Annotated in this window: 22 protein-coding genes; 13 read left to right on the top strand and 9 right to left on the bottom strand. The window is 51.3% G+C overall.

Going from position 1 to position 23,397, the window contains the following annotated elements:
- Positions 1-42: 42 nt before the first annotated feature.
- Complete coding sequence (locus IE054_RS13100; protein WP_189407105.1) at positions 43-309, top strand: TIGR03643 family protein; 267 nt, start codon at positions 43-45, stop codon at positions 307-309.
- A 109-nt stretch (positions 310-418) separates the two neighbouring features.
- On the opposite strand, the gene IE054_RS13095 is transcribed toward IE054_RS13100, so the two are convergent.
- From IE054_RS13095 to cutA, 8 genes are all read right to left on the bottom strand, one after another.
- Positions 419-853 (bottom strand): hypothetical protein, encoded by a 435-nt coding sequence (locus IE054_RS13095; RefSeq protein ID WP_189407103.1) that lies wholly within the window; start codon positions 851-853, stop codon positions 419-421.
- Between the two features lie 245 nt (positions 854-1,098).
- Entirely contained in the window at positions 1,099-1,992 is an 894-nt protein-coding gene (locus IE054_RS13090) for a hypothetical protein (RefSeq protein WP_229805143.1), read from the bottom strand.
- A 302-nt stretch (positions 1,993-2,294) separates the two neighbouring features.
- Positions 2,295-3,638 (bottom strand): acetyl-CoA carboxylase biotin carboxylase subunit, encoded by a 1,344-nt coding sequence (gene accC / locus IE054_RS13085; RefSeq protein WP_189407101.1) that lies wholly within the window; start codon positions 3,636-3,638, stop codon positions 2,295-2,297.
- Positions 3,639-3,651: 13 nt separating this feature from the next.
- Entirely contained in the window at positions 3,652-4,110 is a 459-nt protein-coding gene (accB, locus tag IE054_RS13080) for an acetyl-CoA carboxylase biotin carboxyl carrier protein (protein ID WP_189407098.1), read from the bottom strand.
- An 8-nt stretch (positions 4,111-4,118) separates the two neighbouring features.
- Complete coding sequence (gene aroQ / locus IE054_RS13075) at positions 4,119-4,565, bottom strand: type II 3-dehydroquinate dehydratase (protein WP_189407096.1); 447 nt, start codon at positions 4,563-4,565, stop codon at positions 4,119-4,121.
- Between the two features lie 287 nt (positions 4,566-4,852).
- Entirely contained in the window at positions 4,853-5,632 is a 780-nt protein-coding gene (locus IE054_RS13070) for a M23 family metallopeptidase (RefSeq protein ID WP_189407093.1), read from the bottom strand.
- A 9-nt stretch (positions 5,633-5,641) separates the two neighbouring features.
- On the bottom strand, positions 5,642-7,423 hold the full coding sequence (locus IE054_RS13065; RefSeq protein ID WP_189407091.1) for a protein-disulfide reductase DsbD: 1,782 nt from the start codon (positions 7,421-7,423) through the stop codon (positions 5,642-5,644).
- Positions 7,424-7,433: 10 nt separating this feature from the next.
- A complete protein-coding gene (gene cutA / locus IE054_RS13060) occupies positions 7,434-7,766 on the bottom strand; it encodes a divalent-cation tolerance protein CutA (RefSeq protein WP_189407088.1) in 333 nt (110 codons plus the stop codon).
- A gap of 155 nt (positions 7,767-7,921) precedes the next feature.
- On the opposite strand from cutA, the gene IE054_RS13055 reads away from it, so the two are divergent.
- The 12 genes from IE054_RS13055 (at position 7,922) to IE054_RS13000 (ending at position 22,019) form a co-directional block, all read left to right on the top strand.
- Positions 7,922-8,419, top strand: a complete 498-nt coding sequence (locus IE054_RS13055) for an FxsA family protein (protein ID WP_189407086.1) — start codon at positions 7,922-7,924, stop codon at positions 8,417-8,419.
- Positions 8,420-8,655: 236 nt separating this feature from the next.
- Entirely contained in the window at positions 8,656-8,946 is a 291-nt protein-coding gene (locus tag IE054_RS13050) for a co-chaperone GroES (protein ID WP_189407083.1), read from the top strand.
- A gap of 42 nt (positions 8,947-8,988) precedes the next feature.
- Complete coding sequence (gene groL / locus IE054_RS13045) at positions 8,989-10,632, top strand: chaperonin GroEL (RefSeq protein ID WP_189407081.1); 1,644 nt, start codon at positions 8,989-8,991, stop codon at positions 10,630-10,632.
- A 139-nt stretch (positions 10,633-10,771) separates the two neighbouring features.
- On the top strand, positions 10,772-11,881 hold the full coding sequence (locus IE054_RS13040; RefSeq protein WP_229805141.1) for a Gfo/Idh/MocA family protein: 1,110 nt from the start codon (positions 10,772-10,774) through the stop codon (positions 11,879-11,881).
- Positions 11,882-12,218: 337 nt separating this feature from the next.
- Positions 12,219-13,376, top strand: a complete 1,158-nt coding sequence (locus IE054_RS13035; protein ID WP_189407076.1) for an NAD(P) transhydrogenase subunit alpha — start codon at positions 12,219-12,221, stop codon at positions 13,374-13,376.
- Position 13,377: 1 nt separating this feature from the next.
- The gene (locus IE054_RS13030; protein WP_189407074.1) at positions 13,378-13,662 is read left to right on the top strand and encodes an NAD(P) transhydrogenase subunit alpha part 2; all 285 of its coding nucleotides are present in this window, start codon (positions 13,378-13,380) and stop codon (positions 13,660-13,662) included.
- An 11-nt stretch (positions 13,663-13,673) separates the two neighbouring features.
- Positions 13,674-15,062: an NAD(P)(+) transhydrogenase (Re/Si-specific) subunit beta gene (locus IE054_RS13025; protein ID WP_189407073.1), complete on the top strand. Its 1,389-nt coding sequence runs from the start codon at positions 13,674-13,676 to the stop codon at positions 15,060-15,062.
- 109 nt (positions 15,063-15,171) lie between these two features.
- Entirely contained in the window at positions 15,172-16,005 is an 834-nt protein-coding gene (locus IE054_RS13020) for an SEL1-like repeat protein (RefSeq protein WP_189407070.1), read from the top strand.
- A 234-nt stretch (positions 16,006-16,239) separates the two neighbouring features.
- Positions 16,240-17,067, top strand: a complete 828-nt coding sequence (locus IE054_RS13015) for a tetratricopeptide repeat protein (RefSeq protein ID WP_189407068.1) — start codon at positions 16,240-16,242, stop codon at positions 17,065-17,067.
- A 299-nt stretch (positions 17,068-17,366) separates the two neighbouring features.
- Entirely contained in the window at positions 17,367-17,789 is a 423-nt protein-coding gene (locus IE054_RS13010; protein ID WP_189407066.1) for a hypothetical protein, read from the top strand.
- A 116-nt stretch (positions 17,790-17,905) separates the two neighbouring features.
- Entirely contained in the window at positions 17,906-19,816 is a 1,911-nt protein-coding gene (gene speA, locus IE054_RS13005) for a biosynthetic arginine decarboxylase (protein WP_189407365.1), read from the top strand.
- Between the two features lie 211 nt (positions 19,817-20,027).
- On the top strand, positions 20,028-22,019 hold the full coding sequence (locus IE054_RS13000; protein WP_189407064.1) for a serine hydrolase domain-containing protein: 1,992 nt from the start codon (positions 20,028-20,030) through the stop codon (positions 22,017-22,019).
- Positions 22,020-22,032: 13 nt separating this feature from the next.
- On the opposite strand, the gene IE054_RS12995 is transcribed toward IE054_RS13000, so the two are convergent.
- Complete coding sequence (locus tag IE054_RS12995; RefSeq protein ID WP_189407363.1) at positions 22,033-23,133, bottom strand: serine hydrolase domain-containing protein; 1,101 nt, start codon at positions 23,131-23,133, stop codon at positions 22,033-22,035.
- Positions 23,134-23,397 lie beyond the last annotated feature (264 nt).

Below are 23,397 nucleotides of genomic sequence, written 5' to 3'. Positions count from 1 at the left end.
ATTATTTGTCATAGTTCGAAAAAGACAGACAGGCAGATGAGAATGGCATCACGATTTAATGACGTCGATACCTCCCGCATTATAGAAATGGCATGGGAAGACCGCACACCGTTTGAAGCTATTGAGCGTCTGTTCGGCCTAAGCGAAGATGACGTTATTCAGTTTATGCGTCACCAGCTGAAGCCTAAAGCGTTCAAAAACTGGCGGGCGCGTGTCAGCGGACGCAAAACCAAACATCGAAAGCTACGCTCACCAGACGTTGAGCGGGGTTATTGTCCGTCGCAGTATAAGCCGGACGGCGCCGGCTAGTAAAAATGCGTAGGATCCTATCGTGCCTTAGCGAGTAAGAAGTGTGTAGTTGCAAGGCAGATTTTGCCGGCAATAGCTGTCGCCCATGGTAAACAGCCCTTCGCCGGTATTACTCTCTGGGTAGTGTGCTGACGGGCAGCAACAACGCCATAATTTGCTGTCGCCATGGCGTGGGAAATACGCTGGTGTTGCTGGCATCATTAACAGCTCCGGCACGGCATACGGCTTCATACAGCGTATCATACCGAAACGAGCTGTCTTTCACGGCTTCGACATCTCTGAGAATACGCTCAACAAACTGTGTAACATTCTGGTCGGGATGTTTGTTTAGCTCGGCGGCAATCGCACGCGTAACATAGGCTTCCCACTCTGGCCGGTAACTGTTGTTAAGACGTTCAGGGTGGTGCGCCAGCTCGCGAATATCATCGTCCAGGTTAACGATGTCACCGTCTTTATCAAACAGAATACGTAGTGCAAGCAATACGTCAATGGACAGGTACTGAACGGGAAGTTGTGCTTTAAGTTGACGATAAGGTGTTTGCATAACAATCAAATTATAGTCAAGGTTGCATTAAATTCGAGAAGTCAGTTCTGCATGTTACAAAAACATATTATCCGCCAGTCATAAAGCCTGCAGCCTGGCCGGAGAAATCATTTTTTATTAAAAAAACGTAACCTGAGGGGAGTGAACTGGGGCTGCGAGACAACGTATCTACCTATGCACTGTTGAAGTGTGTACGCGTTCTTGCTGTTTGGCCCACCTCTGGTGGGCCTTTTTTATAACGTGTATCAGGGATAATGAAGTGGGAATTTGACCCCGGTTAATACCCGCGACACACTGTCCACCACGTCAAGGCGGACGAACCAGTCAAGTTGCCAGTCCGACCACAACTCGCCTTCAAGTTCGGCAGACATGCCATGGCCGGTGCCCAGAAAGTCCTCGGTTAACTCAGCGCGGGGACCAAACCCTTCGCTCACATAGGAATAGTGGGCAAAATACTCAAGAGGATAGTTACCCATCTGCCATTGCCCGCTGAGCCCCATGACCGTCTTGGTTTCGTCTTTATCCAGGCGCTTAATCAGCTCAACAAACACGGTGGCTTCGTTACTGAAACGCCAGCGATACTCACCGCGTAAAAAGTTACCATTGGTCATGCGCTCTGCGCTGATTTCAAAGCTTTGCGCCTGCCCCATGCGCGCCGAATATTCCAGCTCGATATAGTCCAGGTCGTCGGGTGTCGACAGAGCATTGGCCGGATTGGTGTTGTGAAGCTGACCGACAACCAGTTCCAGCGCGCTGTCGTTCGGCAGGTAACGTACATGCCGTAGTCCCTCAATCCAGCCATCCTTCGACAGTCCGGACGAGGATACCCGTCCTTTATAAGTGGGAATGACGCCCGCTTCGGTTTTACCGTAATCGCCGGTATGCCGTACAAACAGACGGCGCACATAGATGCGATCGGTATTGTCGCTGCCAAAGGTATTGTGGCTGGAAGAAAAGTCATCGCCGCTGACCACAAAACTGTTAAGTGACCATGCGCTGTTTTCGCTGAATGTCACAGATGGGTAGTAACGCAACCGGTATTGTTCACGATGCGCGCGGTTACTGCGGTTATCAAGTCGTACCTGAACATCCAGGTTGTGTGAATACCCTGGGGTTGCTGCTACCGGAATACTGAACAAAAGCGCACAGCAAAAACACAGCAAACAAAGGCGTATCGTCATAGAAGGTGAAAATAATAGTTTAACGTATGCCAATAGTGCCACGGGTTTATGACAGTAGTATAAAATGCACACAGAAAAAAGCCGGTGACAGGCACCGGCTGAAGAAAACGTCAGGTTTCCTAAGGGAAGTGTGGGAGAAACACATCATTTAACAACACGAAGTATACGTTTCACCCCGCACATGCTCCATCAGGCTTTGTCGATTAAACCAATCGATAAAACGCGCCGGGTATCTTCCCAAGGTGTCCGGCGCGTCCTCTTTAGCTAATACCGAGTTTCTTTTCCAGATAGTGGATATTGGTACCACCCGCGAAAAAGTTTTCATCAGACATGATTTTCCGCTGCAGCGGAATGTTGGTTTTAATGCCGTCGATGACCAGCTCATCCAGCGCGTGGCGCATGCGGGCAATAGCTTCATCACGGCTCTCGCCGTAGGTAATGAGCTTACCAATCATTGAATCATAGAACGGCGGCACCGCATAGCCAGCATAGATGTGCGAGTCCCACCGGACACCAAGGCCGCCGGGAGAATGAAACATATCAATGTGCCCCGGACTGGGTACGAAGGTTTCAGGATCTTCAGCATTGATACGGCACTCAATGGCATGACCGCGGATCTGGATTTGTGACTGATCAATAGACAGAGGCTGCCCCGCCGCAATACGTAGCTGTTCCTTGATCAAATCGACACCGGTGATCATTTCAGACACCGGGTGTTCGACCTGAATGCGGGTATTCATTTCAATGAAGTAAAACTCGCCGTTTTCATACAAAAACTCGAAGGTACCTGCGCCACGGTAGCCAATTTCAATACAGGCGCGACGGCAGCGATCGCCGATTTTACTGCGCATTTGCTCAGAAATACCCGGCGCTGGCGCTTCTTCGACGACTTTCTGATGACGACGCTGCATTGAGCAGTCACGTTCACCCAGGTGTATGGCATTACCCTGGCCATCCGCGAGCACCTGAATTTCTACGTGTCGGGGATTCTCAAGAAACTTTTCCATGTAGACGGTGGCATTACCAAACGCCGCGCCTGCTTCCGCCTGCGTGGTTTCAATCGCTTTAATCAGCTCTTCCTCTTTACGCACCACACGCATTCCTCGTCCGCCACCGCCACCGGCGGCTTTGACGATGATGGGATAGCCGATGCGCTTGGCAATACCTTTATTGCGCTCTGCGTCATCGTTAAGTGGCCCGTCTGAGCCGGGAACACAGGGCACGCCGGCTTTTTTCATTGAGTTGATGGCCGACACCTTGTCGCCCATCAGACTAATGGTGTCTGCGGTAGGACCCACGAAGATAAACCCGCTTTTTTCAACAGCTTCGGCAAAGTCAGCGTTTTCTGCGAGGAACCCGTAGCCCGGATGAATGGCAATCGAATTGGTGACTTCTGCCGCCGCAATAATGCGGGGAATGTTCAGATAACTCTCAGTGGCAGAGGCTTTACCAATGCAAATTGACTCATCGGCCAGCAAAACGTGTTTGAGATTCTTATCCGCGGTGGAATGCACAGCAACGGTTTTGATGCCCAGCTCTTTGCAGGCACGCAAAATACGCAGTGCTATTTCGCCACGGTTGGCAATTAGTACTTTATCTAGCATAGCGGCCGCCTGGTTATTCGATGACGAACAGTGGCTGATCAAACTCCACCGGATCCTGATTATCAACCAGGATGTCTTTCACAACACCGGCTTTATCGGCTTCAATCTGATTCATCATTTTCATTGCTTCAACAATGCAAAGTGTATCGCCAACTTTCACTGACTGACCCACTTCTACAAATGGTTTCGCGGTAGGCGACGAAGCGCGGTAAAAAGTACCCACCATCGGTGATTTGACAGTATGACCGCTCGGTGCGGCCGGTGTTTCGGGTTCACTGGGTGCGGCAGGAGCAGCCGGTGCCTGAGGTGCGGCCTGCGGTGCCGGTGCTGCATAATTATACTGCATCGGTTGCGGCGCACCGGACGGCCCCCGGTGAATACGTACAGACTCTTCGCCTTCGGTAATTTCCAGCTCGGCAACGCCAGATTCTTCTACCAGCTCAATAAGTTTTTTAATCTTTCTTATATCCATGTTCTGTCTCAGTTATTTTGTTGTTTAGACGGTAAATTCAGTGCGGCGGTTAACGCCAGCGCATAGCCAATCGGACCCATGCCCACGATAACGCCTGCGGCGACATCTGACAGGTACGAGTGATGCCGGAATGATTCGCGGGCGTGAATATTCGACAGGTGCACTTCAAAAAAGGGGACCTGCACCGCAAGCAGCGCGTCCCGTAAACCAATACTGGTATGAGTAAGTGCACCTGGATTAATAATGATAGCGTCGGCGGTGTCCATGGCCTGATGTATACGATCAATGATGGCGTGCTCAGCATTTGACTGGAAATGGGATAACGTCGCGCCGGCAGAGTCTGCCTGCGCCGTCAGAGCGTCAACAATGTCCGTGAGCGTCTGGTGCCCGTATTTATCTGGCTCTCGCCGCCCCAACAGATTCAGGTTAGGGCCATTAATAATCAAAATATTCATCAAATTGCTGCTATCGTGCTTTAAAAGTTACGTCGTTGAGTCATTTCAGCAAAATTCATAGCAAGTTGCACGAAATAAAACCAATTGTACGTATCGTTTTCGGCAACTGAGCCTGATTATAGTTCCGTTCACAGATTTCGCAGCAAAATACTGGTCTAATCAGGTGATTTCGATGCAAAGTTAGGAAGGTAAAAGAAGATGCGAATACGTCTGTCATCATTCAGCGAGTCCTGCAGTGCGTAGTCGAAAGGCAGGTTTCGCAAGCAATGGCTAATCTCTTGGTAACCTTAATGAGTGCTGGTGTCGATGAGTGGTGGCGAGAAGCGGACCCGCACCGATTCAAACCGGCCATGACTTTTCGCCCGGTAAACGGCAAAGTGCAGATGCGGCAGGGAGGAAAAGCCGGTGTTACCAGTATCACCAATATGTGCACCCCGGGCGACCTGCTCACCCCGGCTTACCCGCACACCCTGATGCTTCAAGTGATAATATTCACCGGTGGTACCGTCATCATGCAGGATAGCGATATAGTTGGCGTCACCGGCGTAACGTTGTGAGGCACCACCGGAATTACTGTCCGCTTTTACATCGATCACTACGCCACCGCGCGCTGCATAAACCGGGGTGCCGACATCGGCGGCAAAATCCAGTGCGTAGCGTGAATCCCCCGTGTGGCTGAACTGCCCGTCGTAACCCTGGACGATGGGATACGCGTCGATAGGTTTCAGAGGCGGTGAATAGCGTATGTCATCATTGTGCGTGGCATTTAGCTCGCCCGGTGTCCAGCGTACGCGCATCGTACGCCAGAAAGCGGCAGGATTGTCCAGGGTAGCAAGTGTAACCGGTGTGTCATCGACAAGTGCATAAGTGGCATGGTGTGAGGCAAGCTGCGGCGCATAAACGGTGACAACAACCGGTAATGGTGCGTGCCGGTACAAGGTTAACGTGTAGCGGTCATCGTCGCGCTCGGTGGCGAAACAAAACCGCTGCTGATCAAAACAGCGGGTGTCCGCCAGCGCGTTGTAGCTATTAACTGTGAATAATACACAGAGAAGAACGACACGCATGCATCTTCCTTACTCAGGCAGCACCTGCTCAACATGTCGGGCAAACGGTGCCGCTTTCATAAAGCCGGTAACCCGTGATTGTGGCACTTCCGTCCCGTTTTTATTGAAAAACAGAATGGTAGGCAGACCCAGTACATCAAACTCATCCTGAAACGCCAGATTGGTGGGCGTATTCTCGGTCAGATCAATCTGCATCCATACCGTATTATCTAACGCCTCTACCACGGCGGCATCCGGGAAGGTATACTTTTCAAACTCTTTACAGGCTACGCACCAGTCGGCATATAAGTCCACCATCACCGATTTTCCCTGAGCGTTGGCATCTGCCAGCTTGGCCTCAAAATCTTCGAGGTTTTTCACCACCACAAATTCCGGGTGTGCCTGCCCGGCGCTGCTGGTGGAGCTGGACTGGGTAAGTGAACTGTCGCTAAACAGCGTTTGGTAGCCTACCATGGCACTGGTAAATAAGCCGATAAAGATAACCAGGCTGCGCACGCCTTTGCCCAGTGATGCGGCACTGCCCTGATTCATCACCTGGTAATAGGTAAAGGCTGCCAGGCCCAGTGCCGCATAGAACAGATTGACATAATCACTGCTCCACAGGCGCTCGACAAAAATCAGCGCGACGGCCAGCATCATAAAGCCGAAGGTAACTTTGACAATGTTCATCCAGTTGCCAGCTTTTGGCAGCAGTTTACCCCCTGTTACGGCAAACAGTACCAGCGGGATCCCCATGCCGATGCTGAGCACGTACAGGGCAATGAAGCCAAAGACCATATCGCCGGTTTGTGCAATAAACAGCAAAATACCGGTGAGCGGTGCGGTCGTGCAGGGCGAGGCGACCAGACCAGACAGCACACCCATGATAAACACTCCCACAAACGAGCCACGGGTCTGATCATTGCTAAGGTTGTTCAGGCGCTGTTGCCAGGCCGCCGGTAACTGAATTTCATAGGCACCAAACATGGCGATGGCCAGCAGCACAAAGGCCACGATGAAGACGCCCAGAATTACCGGATGTTGCAGCGCAGCCTGAAATTGTACGCCCGCCGAGGCCACGATCAGCCCCAGCAGCGAATAGGTTATGGCCATGCCCTGCACGTAGATAAACGACAGTGACAGGGCCCGTGACAGCTTAATGTCTTTACCCTGACCAATCACAATGCCGGAGATAATGGGGTACATAGGAAACACGCAGGGCGTAAATGCCAGGCCAATGCCCAGCACCAGAAACAACAATAAGGTGATCGCCACACTGTCGCTACTGCTTAACCGGTCGGCCAGTGAAAACTGCTCAGACTGGGTAGCATTGCCAGTCTGTGATGACGCAGTGCCGACTTCGCTCAGGTACACCTGCTTCACCGTTGGCGGGTAACATAAACCGGCTTCTGCGCAGCCCTGATAGCGCACTTTAACCAGCGCATCCTCGGTTGCCTTGCTAACCGGCAGGCGAATCGTCAGATCTTCAAAAAAGACTTCAGAGGTTCCGAAAAACTCATCCTCAATCATTTTTCCTTTAGGGAAGGCGGCGTTGCCAAGCTCCGCGCTGTCGCTGACAAACTTAAACTGCTTTTTATACAGGTAATACCCGTCAGCTATGGCGAACCTGATAACGAGCGTGTCATCCTGCTGATTAAAATCAAATTCAAACGCCTCATCAACCTTCAGAAACGTCTGTTCTTCGCCGCCAAAAACATCATCCATGCCGTCATCGTTGAATTGGGCGTGAGCCAGTTGTGGCGTAAAAGCAACGGTGAGACTCAGTAAAACCAGCAGTAACAGGTGCTTCATAAATCCTCGTTTATTGGCGTTTAAGTGGCGCGCTGACTTCGTCGTGAAGCCAGGTTATATACGCATCACTGCCACTCACATCATTAATTATCAGCCATTGGGGGACGGCATACGGGTGCAGCTCAGAGACCTTATCAAACGCAGCCTGTTGCGCGTCTGATGTGGTCTTTATGATAACCTGACACTCATTGTCAGACTCAACTTTACCATCCCAGTGGTATACCGACTCTAACTGCGGTAGCAACTGCACACAGGCCGCAAGCCGCGCTTCAATTAATGCATCGGCAATCTGTCTGGCCGACGCATGACTGGGGGCTGTCGATAAAATAATTATGGCTGCCATAACACCTCCAAAAGACCTGATCGTACGCCCTATTCTTTCACAGTTATTCGCCGTCTGTCTCATTAGGTTGTCACCTTGTCGACACAGTGCGAACCCATTGCAAAGTCTGCGTGTCGCCCCAATACAGTCATATTGAGCAAAAACTGGAGAGCCCGGTGCGACTACTATTTTTACTTTTTGCCGCCATGCCCATTATCGAAATTGCGGTACTGGTACAGGTTGGCGGCATTATCGGCGGCTGGAATACTATTGCCCTGGTCATCATTACCGCCTTTGCGGGCGCCTACCTGGTTCGCCGGGAAGGCCTGCACACGTTACAGACTGCGCAGCAAAAGATGCAGCAAAATACTATTCCGGGCCGCGAATTGGTAGAAGGCATGATGCTGGTGGTGGCAGGCATCTTATTGGTAACCCCCGGCTTTATTACCGATATTCTCGGCTTTCTTTTCGTGTTGCCGGGCACCAGGCACATCCTGGCCGCACACATCAGCAAGCATATGAAAATGCGGGTGGTCACGTCTGCAGGTCAGTACACCCAGACCGGAGCTGGTGCGCATTATGAGCAATACCGTACCCGCAAAAACGATGACGACGTGATTGAAGGCGAGTACGCCGATAAAACCGAGCAGGATCCTGACCGCCGGATCCGCTAATTTTCTGTGGCCACGCGAACAGGCTGGGTCCTGTTCCGGGCCGCCAGCCAGCCGCCTTGAAAAAAATTTGTATTTTTTGATTTAAAACACTTGAGTTTGTCCGGCTACTCCCCCATTTATCCGGGCAGAATGATTTTTTGTCCTGAGAAATCAGGACACTTGGGTAAACGACACACGTACAACGTGCGTCGATTCATAAACTTACTTGAATAGTGAAATTTTCAGGAGACTTGAAAATGGCAATTCGTCCTTTACACGACCGCGTAATCATCAAGCGCGCAGAGCAAGAAAGCAAATCTGCCGGAGGCATCGTGCTGACCGGCTCTGCCGCGGAGAAATCCACGCGTGGCGAGGTGATCGCAGTTGGCAATGGCCGCATCCTTGAAAATGGTGATGTAAAAGCTCTGGACGTTAAAGTTGGCGACACCGTTATTTTCAACGACGGTTACGGCGTGAAAACTGACAAGCTGGATGGCGAAGAAGTGCTTATCCTGAGCGAAGCCGACATCCTGGCCATCGTCGAATAACATCCGTTTATCCCGTTTTAACCGAATTTAGAGGAATTTATCATGGCAGCGAAAGAAGTACGTTTTAGCGACGACGCCCGTCAAAAAATGCTGAAAGGCGTAAACACACTAGCAAACGCAGTAAAAGTAACGCTAGGTCCTAAAGGCCGTAACGTCGTTCTGGATAAGTCATTTGGCGCACCTACCATCACCAAAGACGGTGTTTCGGTAGCCAAAGAAATCGAACTGGAAGACAAGTTCGAGAACATGGGCGCACAAATGGTGAAAGAAGTGGCGTCTAAAGCCAATGACGAAGCCGGTGACGGTACCACTACTGCAACGGTTCTGGCTCAGTCAATTGTTGCCGAAGGCCTGAAATCTGTTGCCGCAGGCATGAACCCAATGGATCTGAAGCGCGGTATCGACAAAGCCGTGTCTGCAGCCGTTGAAGAACTGAAAGCCCTGTCTACTGACTGTGCCGACAGCAAGTCTATCGCCCAGGTAGGGACTATCTCTGCCAATACTGACACCGAAGTAGGTGAAATCATTGCCCAGGCAATGGAAAAAGTAGGCAAAGAAGGCGTTATCACTGTTGAAGAAGGTCAGGCCCTGCAAAACGAGCTGGACGTGGTTGAAGGTATGCAGTTTGACCGCGGTTACCTGTCGCCTTACTTCATCAACAATCAGGAAAACGGCACTGTTGAACTGGATAACCCGTTCATCCTGCTGGTTGACAAGAAAATCTCTAACATCCGTGAACTGCTGCCTACACTGGAAAACGTAGCGAAAGCCGGTAAGCCACTGCTTATCATGGCAGAAGACGTAGAAGGTGAAGCGCTGGCAACACTGGTTGTTAACAACATGCGCGGTATCGTGAAAGTGGCTGCGGTTAAAGCACCAGGCTTTGGCGATCGCCGTAAAGCCATGCTGCAGGACATTGCGATTCTGACTGGCGGTACGGTTATCTCTGAAGAGATTGGTCTGGAGCTTGAAAAAGTTCAGCTGGAAGACTTAGGTACAGCCAAGCGCGTGGTTATCAACAAAGACAACACCACTGTGGTTGACGGTGCTGGTGACGACCAGGCAATTGAAGCGCGTTGCGGTCAAATCCGTGGTCAGATTGAAGAATCATCTTCAGACTACGACAAAGAAAAACTGCAGGAGCGTCTGGCCAAGCTGTCTGGCGGTGTTGCGGTAATCAAAGTCGGTGCTGCCACCGAAGTTGAAATGAAAGAGAAGAAAGACCGCGTTGAAGACGCGCTGCACGCAACCCGCGCAGCCGTTGAAGAAGGCGTAGTCCCTGGTGGTGGTGTGGCACTGGTACGTGCGGCAGCGAAACTGGCCGAACTGACTGGTGACAACGAAGACCAGACTGTGGGCATCAAACTGGCACTGCGCGCGATGGAATCGCCACTGCGTCAAATCGCCTACAACGCCGGCGCAGAAGCGTCAGTGGTTGTTAACTCTGTGAAAGGCGGCGACGGTAACTACGGTTACAACGCAGCGAACGACACCTACGGCGACATGCTGGAAATGGGTATCCTGGATCCAACTAAGGTAACCCGTTCAGCGCTACAGTTTGCCGCGTCTATCGCGTCACTGATGATCACCACCGAAGCCATGGTTGCTGAAATCCCGAAAGAAGAAGGTGCAGCACCAGCAATGCCTGACATGGGCGGCATGGGTGGCATGGGCGGCATGATGTAAGCCAGCCTAAGCTTAATGCTTTATAAAAGGCGCTCTTCGGAGCGCCTTTTTTGTGTCTGCTAATCCAAAAGCCCGTTGCATGAATGGCAAGGTAGGATAAGCTAAATTTTATAAAGCCATGTCGAATCAAGGGAAGGAAATGAAGTGGGTACTATGTGTAGTTGCAACGCTTGTAATGTGGGGGCAGGCGATGGCGGCTGATAAATTGCGTATTGGTGTGGCGGGTCTTACTCACACACACGTGCACTGGATTTTTGAAAGTGAGAAGCGCGGCGACATTGAAATTGTCGGTATTGCTGAATCTAATCGCGCGCTGGCAAAGCGTTACAGTGAACAGCACGGTTACTCGATAGACAAGGTATACCCCAGTCTGGAGGCGATGCTAGACGCCACTGAGCCTGATGCTGTTACCGCGTTCGGCAGTATTCGCGAACACCTTGAGGTGGTTCAGGCGGCCGCGCCCAAAGGGATCCACGTCATGGTGGAAAAGCCGCTGGCGATAAACCTCGAGCATGCACAACAAATGGCCAGCCTTGCTAACAAGCACGATATCCATCTGCTGACAAATTATGAAACCACCTGGTACCCGACCAACCACAAAGTAAAGCAGGTACTGACCGCCGACGCGGTAGGCCCGATGCGTAAAGTAATTGTACGTGACGGCCACAAAGGTCCGGTAAAACTGGGCATCAACGAAGAGTTTCTCGACTGGCTGCTGGATCCGGCTGAAAACGGTGGTGGGGCGATAATGGATTTTGGCTGCTACGGAGTAAACCTTATGACCTGGCTGACGAATGGGCAGCTTCCTGATTCGGTCACTGCCATTACCCAGCAACTGCAACCCGGGAATCACCCCTTAGTCGACGATGAGGCCACCATAATATTGACCTACCCGGATAAACAGGCGGTGATTCAGGCATCATGGAACTGGCCTATTGGCCGCAAAGATATGGAAGTGTATGGCGAAACCGGAGTGCTTTATGCCGATAACAGACACACATACCGCAAACGGGTGGCCGAAGGTTACGATGATTTTGCCCAGACAACAAAAACATTGAGTGAACGCCCATACCCCTATGATGATCCCTTCAGTTACTTCAAGGCCGTTATAGACGGCAGCATTACTCCTGAACCCTATGCGTTATCTTCGCTGGAAAATAATATGCTGGTGATGAGAATTCTCGATGCTGCCAGGCTCAGTGCCTCATCGGGTAAACAGATCACCCTCGAAAAAAATCAGGTGCAATAACGCACAGTTAATCTGCTAGCGGGGAGGAACATAAACCCTGGTGTAAACCTCCCTTGCCCGGTTTTATTCAACACAAGAGGCCCGATAGGTGGCCTCGACGCGTTCCTGCGACTGAAAAATAGCGGCTATTAATTAATCTTTCCCTCCGGTTTGCTACGAGCAGAGAAACAAGGCTGCGATGGCTAACAGGCAAAAAACTTTTGATTGCTTAACGCTCTCATCCTGCTACCTTCATAAAATGTATTTCTTATGAGCATGTTAGCGATAAGCATAATAAATGCCATCAACTGGTCGGATGATGTCATGCTCAGGGTAAGTAGACGAATCGGAGACGTGTGTGAAAATACTTGTTTTAAATGAGTCTGTGGGGCCGGAGCCCTTCGGAAGGGCCGACAAGCGGTGCGCGGTGACGCCTTCCACTGTACAGCGCTTCAGCAAAAATGATATTGAAATCATTATTGAGGCCGGGGCTGGCATAGCAGCCGGTTATGAAGATGACGCTTTCACAGACGCAGGGGCCTCATGCGTCGAGGACATCGGCCCCCATTTATCCGATAGCGATTTTCTGGTGTGTGTTAACCGCCCGGGTGACAAGCATATTGATGCACTGAAAGGCGGCGCGGTGGTGGTTGGGCACCTTGATCCGTTTTTCCAGAAGCCGCTGATAGAGAAGCTGGCTGACAAAAAACTCAGCGCCATCTCGGTTGAAATGATCCCCCGTTCATCGCGGGCCCAGAAAATGGACGCGCTAAGTTCACAGGCTAGCCTGGCGGGTTACGTCATGGTGATGCAGGCGGCCAGTAACCTGCCTTCTATCTTGCCCATGATGATGACCCCATCGGGCACCATCAAGCCGGCTAAAGTCTTTGTGATTGGTGCCGGCGTTGCCGGGCTGCAGGCTATTGCCACCGCGAAACGACTGGGCGCCAATGTGCTGGCGTACGATACCCGCGAGGTGGTGGCCGAGCAGGTTGAGTCGCTGGGCGCCAAATTTCTGAAAATTGATATTGGCGAAACCGGCCAGACCAAAGACGGCTATGCAAAAGAGCTGACCGACGAGCAAAAAGCAAAGCAGCAGGACGCGCAAAAAGACGCCATTGCCAGTTCAGATATTGTGATTACGACGGCGCAGCTGTTTGGCCGCAAACCACCGCAACTGATTAGCCGCGATACCTTAAAGCTGATGAAGCCCGGCAGCGTGGTGGTGGACATGGCCGCCCAGGGCGGCGGCAATGTGGAAGGCTCCGAGCCCGGTCAAACCGTCACCGTTGAAGGCGTGACGCTTATCGGTACCGGTGACTGGAGTCAGCAGGTCGCGCGCGCGGCCACCGATATGTATGCCAATAACGTCTATAACCTCATTGATGAGTTTTACTCGCAGGAGGAAAAACAGTTCAACCTTGATTTAGACGATGAAATTTTAAGCGGTTGTGTCATTACCCATGACGGCGCAATACGTAACGACATGCTCTTAAACGCCTATAAGGAGGGGTAACATGGACACTATTTATCTGCTTTTCATTGTGCTGCTGGCCGCCTTCCTGGGCTTTGAGCTAATCCGTAAAGTACCGGCCACCCTGCACACACCGCTGATGTCAGGCTCTAACGCCATTTCCGGCATCACCCTGGTGGGGGCGCTGGTTTCAGCCGGCTCCGGGTCGGGCATGCTGACCACTCTGCTGGGCACCGCCGCCGTGGCACTGGCCACCATTAACGTTGTGGGCGGCTATCTGGTCACCGATCGCATGCTGGGCATGTTTCGCAAAAAAGACGGTAAGTAAGGAGACAGCCCATGACACCCATTTCAATGACCATTAATTTGGCCTACGTAGTTGCGGCTACCCTCTTTATTGTGGGTCTGAAGTTACTCAGTCACCCATCCAGCGCCCGGCGCGGTAACCTGGTTTCATCCATAGGTATGCTGATAGCGGTGGTTGTCACCCTGCTCGATCAGCAAATTATCAGCTATACCTACATCATTATTGGCGTGGTGATTGGCGGGGCTATTGGTGCCTGGAAAGCCAAAACCGTGCAAATGACCGCCATGCCGCAAATGGTTTCGCTGTTTAACGGTTTTGGTGGTGCCGCGTCCTTACTGCTGGCGTGGGCGACACTGTCTGCCATCGCGCCGGAAAGCCGTAGTGCGGTCAGCCTGTTTGTGTTTATTTCACTGTACTTCACCTTGCTGGTGGGCGGCGTGACGTTTTCTGGCTCCATTGTGGCCTGGGGCAAACTGGCGGAAAAATTTCCGACCAAAGCCATCATTTTTACCGGGTTGCGTGAGCTGAGTATTCTGCACCTGATTGGGTTAGTGGTGGTTGGCTACCTGTTTGTTACTCAGCCTGAAAACCCGCTGTGGCTGTGGCTGGGCATTGGTCTGGCGCTCAGTTTCGGACTGTGGGCAACTCTGTCTATTGGTGGGGCCGATATGCCGGTGGTTATTGCGTTGCTGAACAGTTATTCCGGCGTTGCTGCCTGCGCCGCCGGTCTGGCAGTCGCCAATACTGTGCTGATCGTGACCGGGCTGCTGGTCGGCGCGTCAGGGCTGATTCTTACCTCCATCATGTGTAAAGCCATGAACCGGTCGCTGTCCAATGTATTGCTGTCAGGTTTTGCAACACCGGTAGAAGCGGGTGAGAAAATCGAAGGCGATATTAAAGTACTATCGGCGCAGGATGCTTACTATGTGCTGGAAGCCGCTCAGGCCGTGCTGGTGGTTCCCGGCTACGGTATGGCCGTCGCGCAGGCGCAGCATGCGGTGCGTGAGTTACAGTCGTTACTGGAAAGCAACGGTGCCACCGTCGAGTATGCTATTCATCCGGTCGCAGGGCGTATGCCGGGCCATATGAACGTGCTGCTGGCCGAGGCCGACGTGCCTTACGACCATTTGCTGGAAATGGACGATGTGAATCCACGCATGGAGAATTACGATGTAGTGATCGTCATCGGCGCTAATGATGTGGTCAACCCTGCCGCCAAAGAAATGAAAGGCAGCCCAATCTACGGTATGCCAGTCATCGAAGCGTATCGCGCAAAAACCGTGTTTGTGCTGAAACGTTCCGCCAATCCCGGTTTCGCGGGCGTGGACAATCCGCTGTTTTTCAAAGACAACACCCGTATGGTGTTAGGCGATGCCAAAGAAACCATCAATAGTGTAATCCGCGAGTTCGGCGACGATTAATCGTTCCGGACTCAAAAATAAGCCATACAGAGTATGTGTTTTTATAGTTGGCAAAGATATACTGATGTAGAAACCGGAATTGTAGGAATTACTTCAGGGAACAGAAATTATGAAAACACTCATTACGTTAATTACCACCCTCATGCTTATGCCCTCAGCAGGCGCACTCACACTGACCTACGGAAAATGTGACAGTGACGCCTGCGTCGAGCGTTTTAAAGAAATAAAAAAACATGCGCGCAATCACGTGAGTGCCAACACACTGCTGGGTGATATGTACCTCAATGGATACGGCACAGACGTTAACGAGGGCGAAGCGCTGGAAGCGTACGAAAAGGCGTCGCGCTGGGGGTCTATCTACGGTAAGTACAAAGCGGGTCTGATGCTGGTTACCCGGGACGATGCAGAGTCGAAAGAGGAAGGCATGCGCTACCTGCGTGATGCCGCCAAAAAAGGCCATCGTAATGCGGCGTATTTTATGGGGGAAGTTCTGTCTAATCCGAAATACGGTGTTCAGAACGTCGCAGAAGCAGACCAGTGGCTTGCGGTACTGGTAGAAGCTAAACATGAGGTTGTACCGCAAACACTTGCCCGGCTGGACCGTGAAGGTCGCTTAAACGAAGAAACTTTTCCTTTAACGCTAGAGGCCATGTCCAGGTTTGATATGGCATTGCCAGAAAAAGAGCAGGTAGTGATGAAAGCCGGGCGTGCCGCGCCAGATGATGATAAATACGAAATCATTGAAGTTAACGGCCCTGAGCTTGCTGAGCTTATCGACCTGGGAATAGAGTTTTATGCGGAAGAACCCAGCGATTTGAATAAGGTTACAACGGGTACGCGCATTCGTGGCCGCTCCTGCTCTGATAAAATGAACAGCTGCGGTTCTGTACCGGAAGACCAGTTTATCCGTTACTATCGTCAATTTATACTTGGAAAACGCTAATAACGACAAGGCTTTGAAGTGATAACTGAGGCAAGCAGCCTCCTCCCTCATACTTCACGGCGCAAACCTGGCTCACTGTCATCGTTGGTTATATGCGATCTATCCGCGAGTTCGGCGACGATTAATCGTCCCGGACTCAAAAAATCAGCCGTACAGGGCAGGTGTTGTCACTGTTGGCAAAGATGTACTAATGTAGAAAACGGAATCTAAGAACGACTTCAGGGATCAGAAATTATGAAGACTCTCATTACGTTAATTACCACCCTCATGCTTATGCCCTCAGCAGGTGCACTCACACTGACCTACGGAAAATGTGACAGTGACGCCTGCGTCGAGCGTTTTAAAGAAATAAAAAAACATGCGCGCAATCACGTGAGTGCCAACACGCTGCTGGGTGATATGTACCTCAATGGATACGGCACAGACGTTAACAAGGACGAAGCGCTGGAAGCGTTCGAAAAGGCGTCACGCTGGGGGTCTATCTACGGCAAGTACAAAGCCGGTCTGATGCTGGTTACCCGGGACGATGCAGAGTCGAAAGAGGAAGGCATGCGCTACCTGCGTGATGCCGCCAAAAAAGGCCATCGTAATGCGGCGTATTTTATGGGGGAAGTTCTGTCTAATCCGAAATACGGTGTTCAGAACGTCGCAGAAGCAGACCAGTGGCTGGCGGTACTGGTAGAAGCTAAACATGAGATTGTACCGCAAACACTGGCCCGGCTGGACCGTGAAGGTCGTTTAAACGAAGAGACCTTTCCTGCCACACTCAAGGCAATGTCGACCTATGATATGGCGGTGCCTGAAACTGATAAGCAGGTTGAAGTCAAAGCAGGCCGCGCGGCGCCCGAGGATGATAAATATGAAGTTATTGAAGTAAATGGCCCGCAGCTTGCCGAGCTGATTGATGTAGGCATCGAGTTTTACGAAGAGGCACCCAGCGATTTAAATAAAGTGACAACGGGTACGCGCATTCGTGGCCGCTCCTGTTCTGATCGTATGAATGGATGCGGTGGTGCGCCTGTCGATCAGTTTATCCGCTACTATCGGAACTTCATCCTCTAAATGCACAAAAAGCTGACTAATTAGCACCCATTAGGCTCAGCAGTTCCAGTTTATCCGCCACTGTCTTCTTCGTGGCGGATAAGCCTGGCAGGTGCCGCCCATCACCTGTCAATTCATAACCTACGCAGAAAAAGATTGTTACACCATTCATCGTCACTCTCTACTGACTCATGTACAATTAACCATCGCTGGTGGAATTCCAGTACTGGCAGGTAATCGCACCAACAACAATAAAAAGCGGTCTGTTTTCTTTTAATTTTCGCAGGGATGTTACCAACCTCTACAAGGTTACACTGGTTATGACGACAAAGAAGTACCAGATAAAAGCAATGGGTCATTGCTTTGTGGTAAGGAAGTCAGGTCTTTGGGAATTATCAACAGATTTGCAATATATCTCTGAACTGGCTGATATTCTGAATAAACGCCAGGGTAACGCGTTCTATCTGATCGTCGACATGCGTGGTATGCGTGTTCCCCAGGAAGTGAAAAGCAACAATGAAAAGTATCCAATTTTCCTGGACAGACGTAACCAGAAGGGAGAAATCTGGTTGCTGGACGATTTTGCGCAGGCCGATCATCTGCTGAAATATTTTAAACAGGTAAGCTTCGCGCTTAAACGTACCACCTCCCGGGACGAGTGTGTTGAATGGCTCGCACAGTACTTGTCGCCGTCTGAGGCAGACGCTGTCACAACGTGGCTGGACGAAGAAAAACGACAGTAGAGTGTACAACACTCTTTTGGCTGCAGGCATCAGATGTCTATAATGCGCAGCAACAATTCCCATAAATTACTTAGTCGGCCCAGTCGGCTACTACATACAGGCGTGAGGTGAAAACGTTGGCAAACTGGAGCATTGAAGAAGCGGAACGGGTGTATGGTGTCTCGCAATGGGGCGGCGGTTATTTTCAGGTAGGTGAAAATGGCAACGTACACATTACCCCGGTACCGGAAGATCCAAGCATCCGAATCGATTTCAAATCGGTGATCGAAGAAATTCGTGAAGAGGGCGTGCAGTTCCCGGTGGTGGTTCGTTTTCATGACATTTTGCGATCCCAGGTTGCCAGCTTAAATACGATATTTCGAAACACCATCGAAGAAGCCGAGTACAACGGTCGCTACCAGGGCGTCTACCCGGTTAAGGTCAATCAGATGCGGGAAGTGGTGGAAGAAATTGTCGACGCTGGCGCCCCGTTTAACTATGGCCTGGAAGCCGGCTCGAAAGCCGAATTGCTGACTGTACTGGCGATGAACGTTAATGAGGACTCACTTACAGTCCTCAATGGATATAAAGACGCCGAATTTATGCAGCTTGCGCTGCTGGGCCGCAAGCTGGGGCGGAAAATCGTCGTCGTCGTAGAAAAATACAGTGAATTGCTATTGCTGGTTAAAACGGCAAAAGAACTGGATATTGAGCCGATTATTGGTGTACGCGCCAAAATGACCGTGAAAGGCCGGGGGAAATGGGAAAGCTCAGGCGGTGAACGGGCAAAATTTGGCCTGACCATATCAGAGATCATCAAAACGGCACGTTACCTTGAGTCGCAGGGCATGGCGCACTGTCTCAAACTGCTGCATTTTCATATTGGCAGCCAGCTCACTGACATCCGCGCGGTAAAAGAGGCCATGACGGAAGGCGCCCGGATTTACGCCGACCTGCATAAAATGGGTTTTGCACTGGATTACGTAGATGTCGGCGGTGGTCTTGGGATTGACTACGACGGCAGTAACTCTACCAACGAATCATCACGTAACTACAGCATGCAGGAATATGTATCTGATGTAGTGTATGGCATGAAAGAAATGTGCGACCTGGAAGAGGTGCCGCATCCTACCCTCATTAGTGAAAGTGGCCGTGCCATTACTGCCCACCACAGCTGTGTCGTGACCGAGATTGTCGGAGAAATTAAGTCCAACAGTGCCCAGGTCGATACCCGCGCCGCAGATGGCGAGCACTTCTTTGTGAAAAACATCCGCGAGTTGCTGGAAACCTACGATCAGCAAACCAACATGCAGGAAGTGTATAACGATGCGTCGCAGTATAAAGAACAGGCGCTTGACGCGTTCAAGCTGCGGGTTCTGAACTTAGAGGAGCTGGCTAAGATTGAGTCGATGTACTGGCAGATCATGGAGCGCCTGCAGGTCTGGTATGCCAAAGAAGAGTATGTGCCAGAGGAGTTGCAGGAACTGGATTACAGCCTGTCATCCCAGTACCTGTGTAACTTTTCCGTGTTCCAGTCGGCAGCCGACACCTGGGCCATTGATCAGCTGTTGCCGGTGGTACCGCTCACCCGCATGAACGAACCGCCTTCGGTGAATTGCTCGCTGGTCGACATTACGTGTGACAGCGATGGCAAAATCGATCAGTTCACCATCGGTCGTGAAATCACCGACGTACTGCCCATGCACCCGCTGAAAAAGGATGAGCCATACTACGTCGGGCTGTTTCTGACCGGCGCGTATCAGGATGTCATGGGCGACATGCACAACCTGTTTGGCCGCCTAAACGAGGTGCATATCTTCAGTTATGATGATGATCCGGAAGACTTCTATATTGAAGAAGTGGTGAAGGGTTCATCTGTGGAAGACGTACTGAATATCATGCAGTACAACCCGCGCGCTATGGCGCAGGACATGAAACGATTAATTGATAAGCAGATTTCTACCGGCAATATCAACCCGCGGGAAGCGGTACGCTGGACCGATTTTTACGAGAACTGCTTAAGCGGCTATACCTATCTGAAACCCTAGTTTTCACCAGCCCGGAAACCGATGTCGGGCGCAGTGGCGACTGCGCCTGCCCATTGCTCTATACGTAATAATGTAAAAGCAAGTAGTGCGTTGGTAAGTTTCTGACTGCCTGACTATTTTGACATTTACAGGCTAACGTCTACCTTTATAGCATACTGACACAGGAGGTTTGCAGTCTGGGTCTGCCCGTCAAATAACAAGGAACGTTACCATGCAAACTTTCTTCTCCACCCTGCTCATTGCTGCCTTGCTGCTAACCGGCGTTGTGCCCGGCTACGCGCACGCTGAAACCTCTGCTGAGCCCGGCAACTCAACGGTAGTGACCGCCTCATACGCCGAGCCAGAAAAGTGGAAAAAGTATACCAAAGGTGGCGTTATTCGGTTTGAGGCAGACGAGCAGGATACCTACATTGCCGTTGTGCATATCACTGGTGCAGGGAGTAGCGAGGAAGCTGCCGGAAAAGCCTGGCGCATGGTCGATGAAGATTTTAATCGCGAAGTCAGGGTGAATACCCCCCGCAATACTGATGGCGGCTGGAACGAAAAGCGTCGTATAGAGTACGTGACAACCGCAGCCGAAAACAAAGGTGTTTATGCATATACGCACCGGTTGGATGAGCAGTGGTATGTGGTGTTGCTGAATGGCTCTAATGGCACCATCAACAAACGAAGCGCCGCTATTATTGAGTTGCGCGACAGTTTCAGGGTAAAGGGTTATAAACCCGAAGATCTTTCTGGACAAACTGCGAAAAAACTCACTGATAAGGATATCGAGCAACTGCTGGCATTTGTTGAGTCGGCTGCCGAAGCACTTAATGTACCCGGTGTGGGTATTGCGGTGTCACAGAAAGATCAGGTGTTGTACCAGGGGGGTGTGGGGTTTGCGAACAAAGAGACGCGGCAGCCGGTGACGGCCGATACCCTGTTTATGGTGGCCTCTAACACCAAAGGCATGGCAACCCTGCTGCTGGCTAAACTGGTTGAGCTGGGCAAGCTGGATTGGAAGGACAAGGTCGTTGAGCATTATCCTGAGTTTAAACTCGGCGATGAGCAAACAACACAAAGCGTGCGTATCGAACACCTGGTTTGTGCATGCACCGGCCTGCCGCGACGCGACCTTGGCTGGATATTCAATAATGACTCGACAACGTCAGCGAAGATTTTGTTTAAAGACCTGGCGACTACACAGCCCACCAGTGAATTTGGCGAATTGTATCAGTACAGTAATGAGCTTGCCGCCGCCGCAGGCTATATTGCCGGACATGTTCTCTATCCGGACATGGAACTGGGTGCGGCCTTTGACAAAGCTATGCAGCAGTACATTTTTGATCCGCTGAACATGGACAGTACGGTGTTTTCTATTGAAGCAGCGCTGCGCCAGACGCATGCAGTTCCGTATGCCGATGATCATAACGGCAATATCTCTGCCATCGAACAAAGCCCGGAACGTGGCTTTAATCATACCGTATACCCGTATCGGCCCGCAGGAGCCGCCTGGTCGTCACCTGCGGATATGATCAACTATGTGCAAAACGAAATCACAGCCGGGGTGGGGCCAGACGGCAAACAGCGGTTTGCCAGAGAGCCATTACTTGCCCGCAGGACTCCGTATGTTAAGACGGGAGAAGGTGAAGCCTATGGCATGGGATTACAAATGGGAAAAATAGCGGGTATTGAAACACTCTCTCACGGCGGCTCTATGGCCGGTTACATGTCAAACTGGTATGCCTTTACCGACGCCAGCGTGGGTCTGGTGGTACTGACTAACTCGGACGAAGGCTGGGCACTACTCGATCCCACTGCACGCAAACTGGTTGAGTTAATGTACGATGCGAAACCCCTGGCGGCAGCGCAAATTGAGGTAACCGCTGAACGCAAGCGAATCTCTCAGCAAACTCAGCAGCAGGAATTTGCTTATCCCGGTGATGCTGACATCTTACGTAATCTGGCCAGTAGGTATAGTAACGATGTGCTGGGCGAGTTGCGTGTGTATGAAGAGGACGGAGACATTTTTCTGGATCCCGGCGTGTGGCGGACGCAGCTTGGCACAAAGGAAAACAAAGATGGCACCCAGTCTGTGGTGGCTGTAGCCCCGTTCCTTCTTGGTGTGGAATTTCTGGTTGAAGAAGTCGATGGCAAAAAAGCACTAACAATTAGTTACGCCCAGGACTCCTACACATTTACTGAACAGGCGGGTGAGTAAGGGCGTTGCCGTTTCAGGGGGACGTGTTTTCAGCCTGTTCAAAATACCGTTCCCAGAACTCAGCGGTGGTGGTGTTGATCATGTTCGATTCAGCGTTGGTCAGCATCACGTACCCGGCACCATATTCGGGCGCGAACGCCACATCGGCGCGGTAGCCCTTAACCCAGCCTCCGTGGTAGTTAATGCGATGGCCATCGAAGTCATATATACGCCAGCCAAGCCCGTAGTGAGCACTTCTTAAGTGTTCACGCCAGCCACGGCGGTAAGTTTCACGACGAGTTTCCACTCTGGGGGTGGTAACTACGTTGATCATTTCATCTGAAATAACCGTGGGAAATTCGCCCAGCAACGCCTGCAGATATACCGTCATATCGCGGATGCTGGCATTGACCCCGGCTGCCGGCGCAAACCGGTAGTAATTACTTTCTACCATACCTTCGCGCCAGCGGTTGCGGGCGATGGCAATATGCGGCCTGGCCCATTCTTCAGAGGCCAGCAACCCGCCTTTCCCAGCGCTTGCAGTGCGCATGCCCATTGGCGTGAATAGCTCTGTTTGTAACAGGCGGTGATACGAAGAATTTTGCGTGATGAGGTAATAATCCAGCGCACCAAACAAGGCGTTCTGATAGGTATAGCAGTCGCCGGGAGCACAAATCGGTTCCAGTTCGCCGAGTGCTGTTAGCACCCTTGTCAGGCTGTAGTCGGCTTCTATCAGGTTGTCGTAGGCATTCGGCATAAAGCCGCTGGACTGCCCGACAATGTGCTGAAGCTGCAATTTCTGGCCTGTATCACCATTAAACGGGATATCGGGCAGCATGGTTTCGATAGGTGTTTCCCAGTTAAGCCGGTCCTGTGAGACCAGCTTGGCGCTGAGCAGTGCAGTAAATGTTTTTGACACAGAGGCCAGCCTGAATACTGTGTTTTCTGTGATGTATTCTCCACCGGAATGGGTCTTGCCAAACACGTAGACTTTTGGTGTTTCACCTTGCTGATAGTATACAAAGGCGTAGCCGGGCACATTATATTTCACTGCCTGGCGCTTAACGTAACTGGCATAATCGTCCAGCCAGGCCTGCCCATTGGCGGCCAGCGAGACAATCAGAAGAGTGAGCAGCGCACTGCAGCGAGTTATCACGCGAAGAGACGAGGCAAACAAAACGGGCAAGGTTACTCCAAAGCGTGGGGATACCGATTCAGTCGGTAATTATCATTATAAGCTTGAGGTATTATGCGTATGGCATTGCGGATAATCAACTTCAACCGTGGTAATACCCCTTTATGGTGCTCTGTGTCTTACCCGATTGAGCAACGCGCGGCGCTCAAACGGGGGCGGCCTGCCAGATACATAGCAGCAGGCAGTCGATGTGGATCAAAAGCA

Source organism: Alteromonas halophila (genome assembly GCF_014651815.1).
GTDB classification, from domain to species: Bacteria; Pseudomonadota; Gammaproteobacteria; order Enterobacterales; family Alteromonadaceae; genus Alteromonas; species Alteromonas halophila.
Note: the sequence above shows the minus strand (reverse complement) of the source record. Positions and strands in the feature narration are given on the sequence as shown.

What these genes read in the sequence shown, in the direction of transcription:
- IE054_RS13010 (WP_189407066.1), top strand. Translation starts at nt 17,367, where the DNA reads ATGACGACAAAGAAGTACCAGATAAAAGCAATGGGTCATTGCTTTGTG.
- accB (WP_189407098.1), bottom strand. Translation starts at nt 4,110, where the DNA reads ATGGATATAAGAAAGATTAAAAAACTTATTGAGCTGGTAGAAGAATCT.
- IE054_RS13020 (WP_189407070.1), top strand. Translation starts at nt 15,172, where the DNA reads ATGAAAACACTCATTACGTTAATTACCACCCTCATGCTTATGCCCTCA.
- cutA (WP_189407088.1), bottom strand. Translation starts at nt 7,766, where the DNA reads ATGGCAGCCATAATTATTTTATCGACAGCCCCCAGTCATGCGTCGGCC.
- accC (WP_189407101.1), bottom strand. Translation starts at nt 3,638, where the DNA reads ATGCTAGATAAAGTACTAATTGCCAACCGTGGCGAAATAGCACTGCGT.
- groL (WP_189407081.1), top strand. Translation starts at nt 8,989, where the DNA reads ATGGCAGCGAAAGAAGTACGTTTTAGCGACGACGCCCGTCAAAAAATG.
- IE054_RS13065 (WP_189407091.1), bottom strand. Translation starts at nt 7,423, where the DNA reads ATGAAGCACCTGTTACTGCTGGTTTTACTGAGTCTCACCGTTGCTTTT.
- IE054_RS13095 (WP_189407103.1), bottom strand. Translation starts at nt 853, where the DNA reads ATGCAAACACCTTATCGTCAACTTAAAGCACAACTTCCCGTTCAGTAC.
- aroQ (WP_189407096.1), bottom strand. Translation starts at nt 4,565, where the DNA reads ATGAATATTTTGATTATTAATGGCCCTAACCTGAATCTGTTGGGGCGG.
- IE054_RS13025 (WP_189407073.1), top strand. Translation starts at nt 13,674, where the DNA reads ATGACACCCATTTCAATGACCATTAATTTGGCCTACGTAGTTGCGGCT.
- IE054_RS13040 (WP_229805141.1), top strand. Translation starts at nt 10,772, where the DNA reads ATGAAGTGGGTACTATGTGTAGTTGCAACGCTTGTAATGTGGGGGCAG.
- IE054_RS13070 (WP_189407093.1), bottom strand. Translation starts at nt 5,632, where the DNA reads ATGCGTGTCGTTCTTCTCTGTGTATTATTCACAGTTAATAGCTACAAC.
- IE054_RS13030 (WP_189407074.1), top strand. Translation starts at nt 13,378, where the DNA reads ATGGACACTATTTATCTGCTTTTCATTGTGCTGCTGGCCGCCTTCCTG.
- IE054_RS13015 (WP_189407068.1), top strand. Translation starts at nt 16,240, where the DNA reads ATGAAGACTCTCATTACGTTAATTACCACCCTCATGCTTATGCCCTCA.
- IE054_RS13050 (WP_189407083.1), top strand. Translation starts at nt 8,656, where the DNA reads ATGGCAATTCGTCCTTTACACGACCGCGTAATCATCAAGCGCGCAGAG.
- IE054_RS13100 (WP_189407105.1), top strand. Translation starts at nt 43, where the DNA reads ATGGCATCACGATTTAATGACGTCGATACCTCCCGCATTATAGAAATG.
- IE054_RS13000 (WP_189407064.1), top strand. Translation starts at nt 20,028, where the DNA reads ATGCAAACTTTCTTCTCCACCCTGCTCATTGCTGCCTTGCTGCTAACC.